Source organism: Novosphingobium humi (genome assembly GCF_028607105.1).
Taxonomy (GTDB): domain Bacteria; phylum Pseudomonadota; class Alphaproteobacteria; order Sphingomonadales; family Sphingomonadaceae; genus Novosphingobium; species Novosphingobium humi.
The window spans coordinates 1898235-1912617 of record NZ_CP117417.1; the positions used below are offsets into that span (position 1 = coordinate 1898235).

Genomic DNA, 14383 nt, shown 5'->3' on the forward strand with positions numbered 1-14383 from the left:
GGCAAGGGCGTCAAAAGCTGGCCTTGAGTTCCAGCGTGGCGGCATTGTCATTGGTATCCTTGCCGCCCGGCACAAAGCCATGCTGGTTCAGATAGCCCAGTTCCAGATTCACCCGCCGATTGAGCGGCATGTTGAAGCCGAGCGAATTGCGCATCCGCTCCTCGCCGCCCAGCCGCTGGAAACCGTTGCTGTTGGCATCGATAAAGCTCTCGTGGGCGGCCACCAGCATCACCTTGCCCACCACCGGCATCGCGGCCTTGATATAGGGCCGCAGGCGCCACCCCGTCCCGGCCAGCCCCTCGCGCCAGCGCTGCTCGACCCGGATGCGGCCCGAAAACCGCACAGGGCCCATCGTCAGCAGGCGGTCAAAGCTCAATTGCTGGCGAAAGCGATGCTCCATGATGGTGAAATTGCCATGGGCATATTGCGGGTCATGGGTATAGCCCAGATAAAACACCATCCCGAGCGGTCCGCCCTTGTCGCCGATCTCGTGGCCCAGCATCAGGTTCTGTTCCAGCTCGTAAAAGCCGCGCGCCTGGCTGAAGCGGGTGATGTTTTCCGCCGAGGCGCGCCAGCCATCGCCCAGATTGCCGGTCAGCGTGACGATTTCCCAATGCTGGGCGTCGCTGGCCATGGCGGCCGCCGGCGAGATGGACGCCATGGCCAAAAGCGCCTTGGCCGCCCCCACGGCCATGGCATGAAATGTGTTGCGCTGCACTTGTTGCAATTCCCGAATATGACAATTTGGCGTCAACTATGACGATATGATGACAGTTTTATGTCAGTCGATTGTCATAAAACACCTTGACCTGGCGCTGGCACAACCAAACCTCGGAAGAAATGTGACAAAAAGCTTGTAACAATCGGTGGTTTTTGACGCGGGCGCGACGCGATGCCATGCCTTGGCGATGAACGAATCGCCCGCCCTTGCCGCCCCCTTTACCGATCAGGACATCGAAGCCATTGCACTGGGCATGGTCGAATGCCGCCTGCCCAAGGAACGCTGGACCCATGGCGCGCATTGGGCCGCCGCGCTCTGGCTTCTGCGCTATCGTCCTGAAATTGCCGAACCGCAGGCGATGGGAGCAGCCATCCGCGCCTATAATGAATCGGTGGGCGGGGTGAATGACGACACCTCGGGCTATCATGAAACGATCACCATCGCCTCGCTGCGCGCCGCACGGGCCGAACTGGCGCGTCATGGATATGACACGCCGTTGTCACAAATCCTTGCCGTCCTGCTGGTGGGTGATCTGGGCAAAAGCGACTGGCCGATCGCCTATTGGCGGCGCGAAACGCTGTTCAGCGTGGCCGCACGGCGCGGATGGGTGGCGCCCGATCTGGGGGAATTGCCGTTCTGAACCCTTGCCTTGGGCGCGGCCCTGACCCTATGCCCGCGCGATGAGAAACATGCGCCCCGCCCCCAAGCCTGCCGCCACGAAAGCCCCCGGCGAAGGTCCGCCGATCACACCTGCGGGCATGGCGGCGCTGCGCGCGCGCTATGATCATCTGCTGGGCACCGAACGTCCGGCGATTGTCGAGATCGTCAGTTGGGCGGCGGGCAACGGCGACCGCAGCGAGAACGGCGACTATCTCTATGGCCGCAAACGGATGCGCGAGATCGACCGCGAACTGGCCCATTTGGCCCGCCGCATGAAGGCATGCCGGGTGGTCGACCCGGCGCGGCAGGAGGACCGCAGCCGGGTCTGGTTCGGCGCCAGTGTGGAAATCGCCGACGAGGATGACAATCGCAAACACCTGACCTTTGTGGGCGATGATGAGCAGGATGCCAGCAAGGGGCTGATCGGATGGTCGGCGCCGATTGCGCGGGCGCTGCGCGGGGCGGCATTGGGCGATTTGCGCCGCGTGGCCCTGCCGGGCGGCGAAAAGGAGTGGGAAGTGATGGTGATAACCTATCCTGCGGCCCCATAAATCGCGCGACAGGTAATAAATACTCTCCATTTTCGCTCTTGCGCGCAGGAAACTTTCGCATCTAAGGCGCTTGGCGGAGGAAAGCGCCGGGATCGGATGGCGCTGGCTTAGGAGACATACCATGCGCCATCGGCCAACCGGCCTTTGGGCAAAGCATCGTCGCAGCCTTATGGCGGCTGCCTTGCTGTGCCCCACCCCTGCTTTGGCCCAGACCGCAACCCCATTGGCGAGCGGCGCGAATGCCGCCGATACGGTATGGATCCTGATCTCCAGCGCGTTGGTGCTGCTGATGTGCCTGCCGGGCCTGTCGCTGTTCTATGGCGGTCTGGTGCGGGCCAAGAATTTCCTGTCGGTGATGGTGCAGGTCGGCGTGATCACGGCGGTGGCCTCGCTGCTCTGGGTGTTGGTCGGCTATGCGCTGGCGTTCGGGCCGGTGGGCAATGGCTGGATCGGGGGCCTTTCGGGCCTTGGTCTGGCGCATCTGGCCCCGGTGCGGTCCGGCACGACGCTGCCGGAAAACACCTTTGCCCTGTTCCAACTCTGCTTTGCCGCGATCACACCCGCGCTGATGGCGGGCGCCTGGGTTGACCGGGCACGTTTCGGCTGGGTGGCGGCTTTCTGCGGCCTGTGGGGGCTGGCCGTCTATGCCCCGGTGGCGCACTGGATCTGGGGCGGCGGCTGGATGAGCACCGGCTATGGCACGCTCGATTTTGCAGGCGGCATTGTCGTCCACACCACGGCGGGCGTTTCGGCGCTGGTGGCGGCATGGGTGCTGGGCGCGCGGACGGGTTTTCCCAAGACGCTGATGCTGCCCCATTCGCCTGCGCTGACGATGCTGGGCGCGGGGCTGCTCTGGGTCGGCTGGTTCGGCTTTAACGGCGGCAGCGCGCTGACCGGCAGCGCGGCGGCGGCCAGCGCGATTTTGAACACCCATACGGCGGCCTGCGCGGCGGCGCTGGTGTGGATCGGCATCGAAGCGGCCCATGTGGGCAAGCCGACCAGCGTGGGCTTTGCCACCGGCGCGGTGGCGGGTCTGGCCACGGTGACGCCTGCGGCCGGGATGATCGCGCCGGGCGCGGCGGCGGTGTTTGGTCTGGCGGGCGCCTGCGTGTGCTATGCGATGATCCAACTGGTCAAGCAGCGCTGGAAGATCGACGACTCGCTCGACGTGTTCGCGGTGCATGGCGTGGGCGGGATGATCGGCTCGCTCGGCCTTGCCGTGGCGATGAGCCCCTCGCTGGGCGGCACGGGATATGCCGCGGGCGGCAGCATGGGCCATCAATTGGTGGCGCAGGCCGTGGGCGTGGGCGTGACGGCGGCTTGGTCGGCGGTGATTTCCTATGTTCTGGCCGTGGGTCTGGGCAAGATCATGCCGATGCGCGCCACCGAGGATGACGAGCGCGAGGGCCTCGACATCACCTCGCATGGCGAGCGGGCATGGGAACTGGATTGATCCGGGTGGATTGATCTCGCGCCAGATTGATTTCATAGGGCCGCATGATTTAAGGAGGCCGGGTGATGAAACACCCGGCCTTTTTTCTTTGCCTTCTTGCCCTGACCGCCGCGCCTGCGCAGGCGCGCGATGCGCTGGGCATGTTTGGCGCATGGGGCGCGTTTCGCGATGCGGGGATTCCGCGCTGCTATGCCATCGCCATGCCCGAAGGAGGCGCGCGGCGCGAGGTCGATCCCTATGCCGACGTTGGCCTCTGGCCGAAAAAGGGCGTGCGCGGGCAGGTCCATTTCCGCCTCTCGCGCAGGATACAGCCGGGCGCGGCGGTGCAATTGTCGCTGGCGGGCCAGCATTACCGGCTGATCGGCGGCGGGATCGAAGCATGGGCGGCCGACGCGCGGATGGAGGCCGCCATTCTGGCCGCGATGCGATCGGGCGAGATCATGACGGTATCCTCACGCGATGGCGCGGGGCGCCTGTTCAGCGACCAATATACACTGCCCGGCGCGGCCACGGCCATGGATGCGGCGGCTCTGGGCTGCGCCCAAGGGCGATAGGGCCAAGGTTACGAGGCCGGGCGACAGGGTAGCATTTTGCCCGATTCGCCGCTATGGGCGCGATTATGGACACCCCCCTTCCCACTTCTCCCCTGCCCACGTCGATGCCGATTGCCGGCCATATCGACCCTGTCGTCACCGCGCGCGACATCACCGCGCGCGCCGATGGTCGCGTCGATCTGCTGGGTCTGGCGCGCCCGCGCATCGCCGAAATCTTTGCCGAGGCGGGCCTTGAGCCGAAACAGGCCAAGCTGCGCGCCAAGCAGGTCTATCATTGGATTTATCATCGCGGCGTCACCGATTTTGACGCGATGACCGATATTGCCAAGACCATGCGCCCATGGATGAGCGAGCGTTTTGTCATCGGCCGCCCGGAAATCGTCGTTTCCCAGCACAGCGAGGACGGCACGCGCAAATGGCTGCTGCGCACCGATGACGGGCATGAATTCGAGATGGTGTTCATCCCCGATGCTGATCGCGGCACGCTTTGCGTCTCTTCGCAGGTCGGCTGCACGCTCAATTGCCGCTTTTGCCACACCGGCACGATGCGTCTGGTGCGCAATCTGACGCCGGGCGAAATCGTGGGGCAGGTCATGCTGGCGCGCGATGCTCTGGGCGAATGGCCCAAGGCAGGGCAGGCCGATTACGCGGCGCTGACCGATGATCTGGTCGATGATGAGGGCGGCTATTCGCCTGACGGCCGTTTGCTCACCAACATCGTGATGATGGGGATGGGCGAGCCGCTGTATAATTTCGACAATGTGAAGGGCGCGCTCAAACTGGTGATGGATGGCGACGGGCTGGCTTTGTCCAAGCGCCGCATCACGCTTTCGACCAGCGGCGTGGTGCCGATGATGGGGAAATGCGGCGAGGAAATCGGCGTCAATCTGGCCGTTTCGCTCCATGCCGTGACCAAGGAAGTGCGCGACGAGATCGTGCCGATCAACCGCAAATATGGCATCGAGGAACTGCTTCAGGCCTGTGCGGATTATCCCGGCGCGTCCAATTCGCGCCGCATCACGTTTGAATATGTGATGCTCAAGGACAAGAACGACACCGACGAGCACGCGCATGAACTGGTGCGCCTGCTGCGCCAGTACAATCTGCCCGCCAAGGTGAACCTGATCCCGTTCAACCCCTGGCCCGGCGCGATTTACGAATGCAGCACGCCCGAGCGTATCCGCCAGTTTTCAAACATCATTTTCGAGGCGGGCATTTCGGCCCCCGTGCGCACCCCTCGCGGGCGCGACATCGATGCGGCCTGCGGACAATTGAAGACCTCGGCGCAGAAAATGTCGCGCGCCGAACTGGATCGTCTGGCTGAGGAAAAGCAGGCTGCTCTGGGATAAGGCCATCAGCGTGATCCCGGTTGGGGGGTGGATGACCCCGCCCGATATGCTGGCTCTGGCCAGTCGGGTGGGGCATCAGCTGGCCAGCGAGTGCGAGATCCGCAGCCAGCGCGGCAAGACCTTCCGCGAGGCCTTCATGGCGGCCAGTTTTGCCCAGCATCGCCATGCCGAGGGGGTGCGGCTATTGCCCGAAACCGGCAAGCCCACGCCCGACTTCGAAATCCGGCTGCATGGTGTCGACCTGGTTTTTGAAAATACCGAGGCGGACAATCCGCTGGTCCATCGCAACACCGCCTATGAAACGACGTGTCGGCAATTCGAGTTGGGCGCACCTTATATTTCGCCCACACCCGTGATGATCGCGCCCGACGCCTATGCCGCCGAAATCGCGCGGCTGATCGCCAAGAAATGCGCGAAACGGTATGAACGCTGCGATGGCTTGCTGATCCGCTCGAACACGACTTGGATCGAAGGGCTGGCCGATCCACCGCTGAAGTGGTGGCAGGATGCCTGCGCGCAGGCCGCCAACCATTTTGATGAGGTCTGGGTCTTCCATCATCGCCGCTTTTTCGCGGTATTTGGCGCGCCAACCCGCGCCGGTTGAAACACCGCCCCGGCCCATCGGACCGAGGCGGGCAAAGTAAACGCTCAGCCTTCACCCAGCGGCTGGGCGGGCGCCCAATTGGGCGTGCCGATATAGCTGAAATCGACGTCCGCTCCAAAATGCGCCTCGGCCGCGGCCCGGCTGAAGCCTTCCTCGCCGGGCAGCAGCGCTGCGCCATCATCGAAACGTTCGCCATTCGCATCATTCTGCCAGATTGCCATGATAAACGCTCCTTACTGATAATCGAGGTTGAGGCCGACAATCGCGCCCGCGGCGATCGCGGTCGTGTCGCCGTCTGCGGCGGCGGCGGTCAGCGCATAGGCGATGCCGGTCGAGAAATAGAGGCCGTTGGCCCATGTCGCGCTGGCGGAAAGGGCGGCATTGGGCGGGATGGCGATGGTCTTGATCGGGGTATCGGTGCCGACGACAGGCGCACCCGCCTTATTGTAAAGCTTGAGGTAAATGACCGAAGCACTTGTATTATGGGCCTGAATGGCAAAGAGATCACCCGCCCCCACCTTGGCCACAGTGGCATTGGTGCCCGCCGCGCTCGAGGCGATACGGCTGACCGCGATGGGCTTTTTCTGCCGATCCCACGTGCTGCCGTTGAAGAGGAAACCGCGCGTCAGCGTCATGATCGTGTTCACGCTGTTGGTTGCGCTATCGGTGATATTGCCCGACACGCCCGCGATATAGCCCCCGCTCCATTGCAGGCGGACCGCCAGCGCTCCTGAACTGTCAAGCTGAAGCGATCCGACCTGCCCGCTCGTCAGCGTGGGCTGGGCGGTGTTGTAGACCCCTGCCGTGGTGATCGCACTCTGGTCGCTGGCCAGCACGACCGGCAGGCTGGCGGCAGCGGCTTTCTGGCCAAGGCCGGCGGGAAATTTGCCCAGCAGGCGCTTGAACAGGGCGATCAGGCTGGCGGCGGCCGAATCGGACGCCGCCGCCGCATCGGTGGTGGCCCCCATGGCCGCCAGCGCCCCATCGCCCAGCGCCACTGGCAGGGGCGTGTCGGCCGAAACCGTGGCGGCCGAATTGTCGGCATTGGCAAAGGCAACGGCATTGGCCGGGGTATAGGTGGCCGGATAGACAATTTTGGGATTGGGCATGTCAAACTCCATCTCTCAGCGGTTAGCCGAGCGATGGAGTATCCAAATGGGTTAAAGTAGGAAAGGCTTCCATCCAAAAAAGCTCAAATCGCCAGTTCAGCCCCCGTCCCCACCGCGCACACCTTCCCGGCAATCCACACGCCTTCCTCATCGCGCGAAACATGGACGCGGCCGTCCGCGCCGGTTTTGCGGCCCTGCGCGGCCACATAATCGCCCGTGGCCAGCCCGCTTTCATACAGATAGAGCGCGGCCCCCGCATTCAGACTGCCGGTCACGGGGTCCTCGACCAGAATGCCGCCGGGCCCGGTGAAAAATCCGCGAATTTCCCAATCGATGCCCGGCTCCTGCGATGGCCCGATCAGGCCCAGATCAACCACGCCCTGCGCCGTGACCTCCGGCGAAACCGCCAGAACGGCTTGCGCGTCGGCCAGGCGGAGCAATTGCCATGGCGGGCCGTTATCGACATGCACCGCCTCGACCACATCCTCCGGCGTCAGCCGCAACTGGGCCAGCGCCGCCGCCTTCTCGGCATCCGACAAAGGCCCGCTGCGCCGCAACGGCGGGGCGCGAAAGGCCAGCCCGGCCTCTGTTTCGCGCACCGGCACCAGCCCGACCCCGCATTCCTGCATGATCCGCGCGCCCTTGGCCACGCCGCCCGCCGCGCGCCAAGCATAGGCGCTGCCCAGCGTGGGATGGCCCGCGAAAGGCAATTCCAGCACGGGCGTGAAAATGCGGACGCGGTAATCGGCTTCGGGATGCGTGGGGAGCAACAGAAAAGTGGTTTCCGAAAAACCGATCCAGCGCGCCAGCGACTGCATCGCGGCATCCGACATTCCATCGGCCCCATGCACCACCGCCAGAGGATTGCCCGAAAGCGCGCCATTCACAAAGACGTCGACCAAATCCAACCGCATCGCCATTTCCTTTCAGAAACATAGCATAGCGGCAAAACGCTTCCCCTCAAGCCGCCTTCCCTCATCGCGCGCTTTATGCTTGATGGGGGCATGACCCGTCCTGCCTTGCTTATCACCGGCGGCGCCAAACGTATTGGCGCGCGCATTGCTCATCGTTTTGGCGCGGCGGGATGGCATGTCGTGATCCACTATGGCCAAAGCCGCAAGGATGCCGAAGCGCTGGCCGCGCAATTGCCCAGCGCCGAATGCGTGGGCTGCGATCTGGCCGATCCCGATGCGGGCGTTGCCATGGTGAAGGATCTGGCGCAGCGGTTGGGCGACTGGCGTATTTTGGTCAATTCGGCCGCCGTGTTCCGCTATGATGATGCCCGCGCGATCGACGCCGATGTCTTTGCCGAGGCGATGACGGTCAATGCGCAAACGCCCACCCGCATGGCGCAGGCCTTTCTGGCCCATGCGCGGGCGCGGGCGGGCCGCCGGGTGATCGCCATCACCGACATGAAGCTGGCCAATCCCAACCCCGATTTCTTCAGCTATACGATGGCCAAGCATGCCCTGTCGGCCACCGTGCGGATGCTGGCGATGGGCGCGGCGGGGCCTCAGGATCGTGTCTATGCCATCGCGCCGGGCGCCATGCTGCCCAGTTTCGACCAGCAGCCGCATGAGCATGAGACCTCGGGCCGGATGAACCTGCTAGGCCGGTTGACCGATCCGGCGGAAATTGCCGATGCCGCGCTGTTCCTTGCCGATGGCTGGCTGGCCAGCGGAGAAACGCTGTTTGTCGATTCCGGCCAGCATCTGCTCTCGCAGCCGCGCGATGTCCTCTATCTGGCGCGGGGCGGATAGGGGGCCCAAACGCTTGCCCCTTGGCGCATGCCCTGCTAGGCGCGGCGCCAATCTCTTTCTTCCTATGCGGAGCGCCCCATGTCAGACATCAAGCGCGTCGTTCTCGCCTATTCGGGCGGGCTTGACACCTCGGTCATCCTCAAGTGGCTGCAAGTCACCTATAATTGCGAAGTGGTGACCTTCACCGCCGATCTGGGTCAGGGCGAAGAACTGGCCCCCGCCCGCGCCAAGGCCGAATTGATGGGCGTGAAGCCCGAGCATATCTATATCGACGACCTGCGCGAGGAATTCGTGCGCGATTTCGTCTTCCCGATGATGCGCGCCAATGCTCGCTATGAGGGCGACTATCTGCTGGGCACCTCGATTGCGCGCCCGCTGATTTCCAAGCGCCTGATTGAAATCGCGCGCGAAACCGGCGCCGACGCCGTCTCGCATGGCGCCACCGGCAAGGGCAACGACCAGGTTCGCTTTGAACTGTCGGCCTATGCTCTGGAGCCGGGCATCAAGGTCATCGCCCCCTGGCGCGAATGGGATCTGACCAGCCGCACCGCGCTGATCAAGTGGGCCGAAGAGCACCAGATCCCCGTGCCCAAGGACAAGCGCGGCGAAAGCCCCTTCTCGACCGACGCCAACCTGCTGCACACCAGCTCGGAAGGCAAGGTTCTGGAAGATCCGTGGCAGGAAACGCCCGATTATGTCTATTCGCGCACGGTGAACCCGGAAGACGCGCCCGACGCCCCCGAATATATCGAGATCGAGTTCGAAAAGGGCGATGGCGTAGCGCTGAACGGCGAAGCGATGTCGCCTGCCACACTGCTGGCCGCTCTCAATGATCTGGGCCGCAAGCATGGCATCGGCCGCCTTGATCTGGTCGAAAACCGTTTCGTTGGCATGAAGTCGCGCGGCATGTATGAAACGCCCGGCGGCGAAATCTATGCCCGCGCGCATCGCGGCATCGAATCGATCACGCTGGATCGCGGCGCGGCCCATCTCAAGGATGAGATCATGCCCAAGTATGCCGAGCTGATCTACAACGGTTTCTGGTTCAGCCCCGAGCGCGAAATGCTCCAGGCCGCCATCGACCATTCGCAGGCCAAGGTTTCGGGCACCGTCCGCCTGAAGCTCTATAAGGGCGGCGCCTATGTCGTGGGCCGCAAGTCGCCTTATTCCCTGTACAGCGAACGCCACGTGACCTTCGAAGATGACGCGGGCGCCTATGACCAGAAGGACGCAGCGGGCTTCATCAAGCTGAACGCGCTGCGTCTGAAGCTGCTGGCGAACCAGAAGTAAGGTTTGCAGGTTAGCCGAATTAAGGATGCCGGGGGCCGCGAGGTCTCCGGCGTTTCTTTTTGGTGTTTAAAGAAGAAGGTTTGCCTCCGGCGGGCAAAGGGATTCATCCCTTTGCAATCCCCTTATCGGGTGGCGCTTGGCAGACGAAGTGGAGCAATCCGCGAAGCGGTTTTAAAGCCTGCGGCGCAGCCACGTCGCGCGACGACGTTCATCAACACAAAGGGCGGTAACGGGATTGCAAAGGGCCCTCGCCCTTTGCCCGCCGGAGGCAAACCCCTCTAACGCAACCCCGCCAGCTCCCCCCGCGCCGCCGCCACCTGAACCGCCAAACGCGGATCGGCCAGCAAACGCTCAGCCACCACCATTGCCGCGCCCCGGCTGGCTGACGTGTCGCTCGGATAATGCACGCCGCACAGCCAGCGCCCCAGCGCATAATCATCGGCCCGCGTCAGCACCGCCTCGGCCCGCTGCGGCGCCAGACGCGCCAGCGCCCAGCCCATGGAATAGCCCACGCTGGCATGGCCGCTGGGATAGGAACGCGGGCTCTTGCCCGGTTTCACCGCGTTGCAGGTAGGCATCGTGGGATCGGTCTGATAGGGCCGGGGCCGGGCAAATTCATCCTTGCCCATACCGATCACCGCATTGGCCTCTTCCTCAATGGTCACCAACAGGTTCCATGTCGCGGGCAATTGGCGCAAATCGCGGCCCAGCGCGGCGCTGTAGATCGCGGGCGTCTCATCCTCGCCATCGGCACGGGCGCGGGCGATCCGGTCTGCGGGCGTCGCCGCGATCAGGCGATGGAGGAAGTCCAGTTCCTGCCGCGTCATCGCCTCGCCGGGCGGGGGCGCAAAGATCAGGCGCGGCGCGACTTCGGCGGGATTGAGGTAATGGATCTGGGGCGGATCGGCCATTTCGCGCAACGGCGCCCCGGCATAAGCCACGCCGCACAATGCCAAAGCCATCAGCCCCAATGCCGTCAAACGCATAGCCGCCACTCCATGAAAGGCGCCCTGCTATCGCGCGGCGATGACAAAACCGGGACAAGCCCAAAACAGCGGACCCCACATGCCCCGCCTGGCCTCATTCCTGCAAATCGCGATGGATCGCCACAACCCACCAGACCAGAATAGCCACGCCGGAAGCCATCATTACCACGGATTGCCATTCCGCCTGCGTTGATGGTGCGACAAATCGGATCGTTACCACGCACCACGCCCACATCGCCACCCAAGGCAACCGCCGCCTCCGACGCCAGCGCCACCGGGCCGAAGGGAAGGACATCATGCCATCAATCTTCGCCCAAAATGCGCCATCCATCCCGATAATCAGCGGCCATATCAGAACGGCCCAGATCACCGCTTGAGCAACGGCTTCAGATATCCCCCCGTAAAGCTGGCCGGATTGGCGGCCACCTGTTCGGGTGTCCCTTCGGCCACGACCATGCCGCCGCGCACGCCGCCCTCCGGCCCCATGTCGATGATCCAGTCGGCGGTCTTGATGACATCGAGATTATGCTCGATCACCACCACCGAATTGCCCTGATCGACCAGCCGGTGCAGCACTTCGAGCAGTTTGCGCACATCCTCGAAATGCAGGCCCGTGGTCGGTTCATCCAGCACATAGAGCGTCTTGCCGGTCGAGCGCCGCGCCAGTTCCTTGGCCAGTTTGACGCGCTGCGCCTCGCCGCCCGACAAGGTCGTAGCCTGCTGTCCCACCTTGACATAGCCGAGGCCGACCTCGTTCAGCATATGCATCCGGTCGCGGATCGGCGGCACATTGGCAAAGAAACTTTCGGCATCCTCGATGGTCATGTCCAGCACATCGGCGATGGAATGGCCCTTGAACTTCACCTCCAAAGTCTCGCGATTATAACGCTTTCCGCCGCATTCCTCACAAGTCACATAGACATCGGGCAGGAAGTGCATCTCGATCTTGATCAGACCATCGCCCTGACACGCCTCGCACCGCCCGCCCTTGACGTTAAAGCTGAACCGCCCCGCCTTATATCCGCGCGCCTGCGCCTCTGGCAGACCCGCAAACCAGTCACGGATTTGCCCGAAGGCGCCTGTATAGGTGGCCGGATTGGAGCGCGGCGTGCGGCCGATGGGGCTCTGATCGATCTCGATCACCTTGTCGCAATGTTCAAGGCCCACAATCCGATCATGCGCCCCTGCAATCACCCGCGCCCCGTTCAAAACGCGGCTGGCCCCGGCCTGCAACGTATCGAGCGTCAGCGTCGATTTGCCCGATCCCGACACGCCGGTAACGCAACAGAAGGTCCCCAAAGGAAACCGCGCTGTCACGCCCTTGAGATTGTTCGCCCGCGCATTCTCAACGACTATTGCCTTGCCATTGCCCGGCCTGCGCTCGCTGGGCACCTCGATCCGCCGCTCGCCGGTCAGATATTGCCCGGTGATGCTGTCGGGGTTGGCCAGAATGTCTTCCAGCGTCCCCTCGGCCACGATACTGCCGCCATGGACGCCCGCGCCCGGCCCCAGATCGACGATATAGTCGGCGGTGCGGATCGCATCCTCGTCATGCTCGACCACGATCACCGTATTGCCCAGATCGCGCAGGCGCTTGAGCGTTTCCAGCAAGCGGTCATTGTCACGCTGGTGCAGGCCGATTGATGGTTCATCGAGCACATAAAGCACGCCCGACAGGCCCGACCCGATCTGGCTGGCCAAACGAATCCGCTGACTTTCCCCGCCCGAAAGCGTGCCGCTGGTGCGGTCCAGATTGAGATAATCTAGGCCGACATTGTTAAGGAAACCAAGTCTTTCATTGATTTCCTTGAGGATCGCCTTGGCAATCTGGCGCTGCTGATCCGTCAGCTTTTCATCGAGCGTCGAAAACCACGCCAAGGCATCCGAAACGCTCAACCGCGTCGCGCTGGAAATATCGCTCTGCGCCACTTTCACGCACAGCGCTTCGGGCTTCAACCGCTTGCCCTCGCACACCTCGCAAGGCTGGGAAGTCTGGAATTTGCCCAGTTCCTCCTTCATCCACGCGCTCTCGGTCTGGAGCATCCGGCGGTTGAGATTGCCGATCACGCCCTCAAACGGCTTGGTGACCGTATAGGCCTTCTTGCCGTCGATAAAGGTCAGCGGCACCGGCGCCTTGCCCGTGCCATAGAGCACAACAATCTTCACCTCGGTCGGCAGATCGGCCCAAGGCGTTTCCAGACTGAACCCGTAATGCCCACCCAGCGAGGCCAGCACCTGCATGTAATAGGGCGAAGGCGGGTTCGATTTGGCCCATGGCACCACCGCCCCTTCCTTGATGCTCAGCGCCTCGTTGGGCACGACAAGCTGCGGATCGAACAGCAATTTCTCGCCCAGACCATCGCAGGCCGGGCACGCCCCCTGCGGCGCGTTGAACGAGAACAGGCGCGGCTCGACCGCCTCCAGCGTGAAGCCCGAGACCGGACAGGCGAATTTTTCGGAAAACACAATGCGGTTGGCCGGAACCCCGGCCCCCTTCAACTGCGCGCCCTTCTTCTTCGAACCCTGCGCCACCTCGCCCTCGCGGCCGGGAACCACCCCATCGGCAAGGTCAACAAAGGCCAATCCCTCGGCCAGCTTCAACGCCTGTTCAAACGAATCCGCAAGACGCGATTCGATGCCCGGCTTCACCGCGATGCGGTCAACCACCACCTCGATGTCATGCTTCAGCTTCTTGTCGAGCGCGGGCACGTCCTCAATCGCCATCAACTCGCCATCGACGCGCAGGCGCGTATAGCCCGCCTTCTGCCACTCGGCGATCTCCTTGCGATATTCGCCCTTGCGCCCGCGCACCGCCGGGGCCAGCAAATAGGCCCGCGTCCCTTCGGGCAGCGCCATAACCCGGTCCACCATCTGCGACACGGTCTGCGCCGCAATCGGCAATCCCGTGGCGGGCGAATAAGGCACACCCACCCGCGCCCAGAGCAGGCGCATGTAGTCATAAATCTCGGTCACCGTAGCCACGGTTGATCGCGGGTTGCGGCTGGTGGTCTTCTGCTCGATGGAGATAGCAGGCGACAGCCCGTCAATATGCTCGACATCGGGCTTTTGCATCATTTCAAGGAACTGGCGCGCATAGGCCGACAGGCTCTCGACATAGCGCCGCTGCCCCTCGGCATAGATCGTGTCGAACGCCAGCGAGGATTTCCCCGAACCCGACAGGCCGGTGATGACGATCAGACTGTCCCTCGGCAGAGAGATGTCGATGCCTTTGAGATTATGCTCGCGCGCGCCGCGCACAGTGATGTGGGTCAGACTCATGGTGGCGGTGTTCCAGATTTGTTCGCGGGATGCAAGCCTCAATCCCCGCTAGACAAACCCTGCCCGC

Annotated in this window: 15 protein-coding genes; 8 read left to right on the forward strand and 7 right to left on the reverse strand. The window is 63.4% G+C overall.

Translation table 11 applies throughout. The annotated features are described in order from the left end of the window. Nucleotides 1-10: 10 nt before the first annotated feature. Nucleotides 11-718, reverse strand: coding sequence for a DUF2490 domain-containing protein (locus PQ457_RS08935; RefSeq protein ID WP_273616532.1), 708 nt, complete (start codon nt 716-718; stop codon nt 11-13). Nucleotides 719-908: 190 nt separating this feature from the next. Here PQ457_RS08935 and PQ457_RS08940 point away from each other — a divergent pair, with 190 nt between their 5' ends. From PQ457_RS08940 to PQ457_RS08965, 6 genes are all read left to right on the forward strand, one after another. Then, complete coding sequence (locus PQ457_RS08940; RefSeq protein ID WP_273616533.1) at nt 909-1361, forward strand: hypothetical protein; 453 nt, start codon at nt 909-911, stop codon at nt 1359-1361. A gap of 118 nt (nt 1362-1479) precedes the next feature. Next, nucleotides 1480-1932 (forward strand): GreA/GreB family elongation factor, encoded by a 453-nt coding sequence (locus tag PQ457_RS08945; protein WP_273619292.1) that lies wholly within the window; start codon nt 1480-1482, stop codon nt 1930-1932. A gap of 121 nt (nt 1933-2053) precedes the next feature. Further along, entirely contained in the window at nt 2054-3385 is a 1332-nt protein-coding gene (locus PQ457_RS08950) for an ammonium transporter (RefSeq protein ID WP_273616534.1), read from the forward strand. Nucleotides 3386-3450: 65 nt separating this feature from the next. After that, complete coding sequence (locus tag PQ457_RS08955) at nt 3451-3939, forward strand: hypothetical protein (RefSeq protein ID WP_273616535.1); 489 nt, start codon at nt 3451-3453, stop codon at nt 3937-3939. A gap of 65 nt (nt 3940-4004) precedes the next feature. After that, entirely contained in the window at nt 4005-5288 is a 1284-nt protein-coding gene (gene rlmN, locus PQ457_RS08960) for a dual-specificity RNA methyltransferase RlmN (protein ID WP_475727077.1), read from the forward strand. Nucleotides 5289-5319: 31 nt separating this feature from the next. Further along, nucleotides 5320-5892, forward strand: coding sequence for a hypothetical protein (locus PQ457_RS08965; protein WP_273616537.1), 573 nt, complete (start codon nt 5320-5322; stop codon nt 5890-5892). Between the two features lie 44 nt (nt 5893-5936). Here the strand turns inward: PQ457_RS08965 and PQ457_RS08970 are convergent, their stop codons facing one another. The 3 genes from PQ457_RS08970 to PQ457_RS08980 form a co-directional block, all read right to left on the reverse strand. Further along, on the reverse strand, nt 5937-6113 hold the full coding sequence (locus PQ457_RS08970) for a hypothetical protein (protein ID WP_273616538.1): 177 nt from the start codon (nt 6111-6113) through the stop codon (nt 5937-5939). A gap of 12 nt (nt 6114-6125) precedes the next feature. Beyond that, nucleotides 6126-7001 (reverse strand): hypothetical protein, encoded by an 876-nt coding sequence (locus PQ457_RS08975; RefSeq protein WP_273616539.1) that lies wholly within the window; start codon nt 6999-7001, stop codon nt 6126-6128. An 83-nt stretch (nt 7002-7084) separates the two neighbouring features. Beyond that, entirely contained in the window at nt 7085-7915 is an 831-nt protein-coding gene (locus PQ457_RS08980; protein ID WP_273616540.1) for a PhzF family phenazine biosynthesis protein, read from the reverse strand. A gap of 90 nt (nt 7916-8005) precedes the next feature. Here PQ457_RS08980 and PQ457_RS08985 point away from each other — a divergent pair, with 90 nt between their 5' ends. Further along, complete coding sequence (locus PQ457_RS08985; RefSeq protein ID WP_273616541.1) at nt 8006-8761, forward strand: SDR family oxidoreductase; 756 nt, start codon at nt 8006-8008, stop codon at nt 8759-8761. A gap of 78 nt (nt 8762-8839) precedes the next feature. Next, nucleotides 8840-10051 carry an argininosuccinate synthase gene (locus tag PQ457_RS08990; RefSeq protein ID WP_273616542.1) on the forward strand — a complete coding sequence of 404 codons (1212 nt, stop codon included), beginning with the start codon at nt 8840-8842 and terminating at the stop codon, nt 10049-10051. Nucleotides 10052-10329: 278 nt separating this feature from the next. Here the strand turns inward: PQ457_RS08990 and PQ457_RS08995 are convergent, their stop codons facing one another. The 3 genes from PQ457_RS08995 to uvrA form a co-directional block, all read right to left on the reverse strand. Next, nucleotides 10330-11037 carry a phosphatase PAP2 family protein gene (locus PQ457_RS08995; protein WP_273616543.1) on the reverse strand — a complete coding sequence of 236 codons (708 nt, stop codon included), beginning with the start codon at nt 11035-11037 and terminating at the stop codon, nt 10330-10332. Between the two features lie 94 nt (nt 11038-11131). Next, nucleotides 11132-11407: a hypothetical protein gene (locus PQ457_RS09000; RefSeq protein WP_273616544.1), complete on the reverse strand. Its 276-nt coding sequence runs from the start codon at nt 11405-11407 to the stop codon at nt 11132-11134. Continuing rightward, nucleotides 11404-14316, reverse strand: a complete 2913-nt coding sequence (gene uvrA, locus PQ457_RS09005; protein WP_273616545.1) for an excinuclease ABC subunit UvrA — start codon at nt 14314-14316, stop codon at nt 11404-11406. The genes PQ457_RS09000 and uvrA overlap by 4 nt, the downstream gene beginning before the upstream one ends. Nucleotides 14317-14383: the final 67 nt, after the last annotated feature.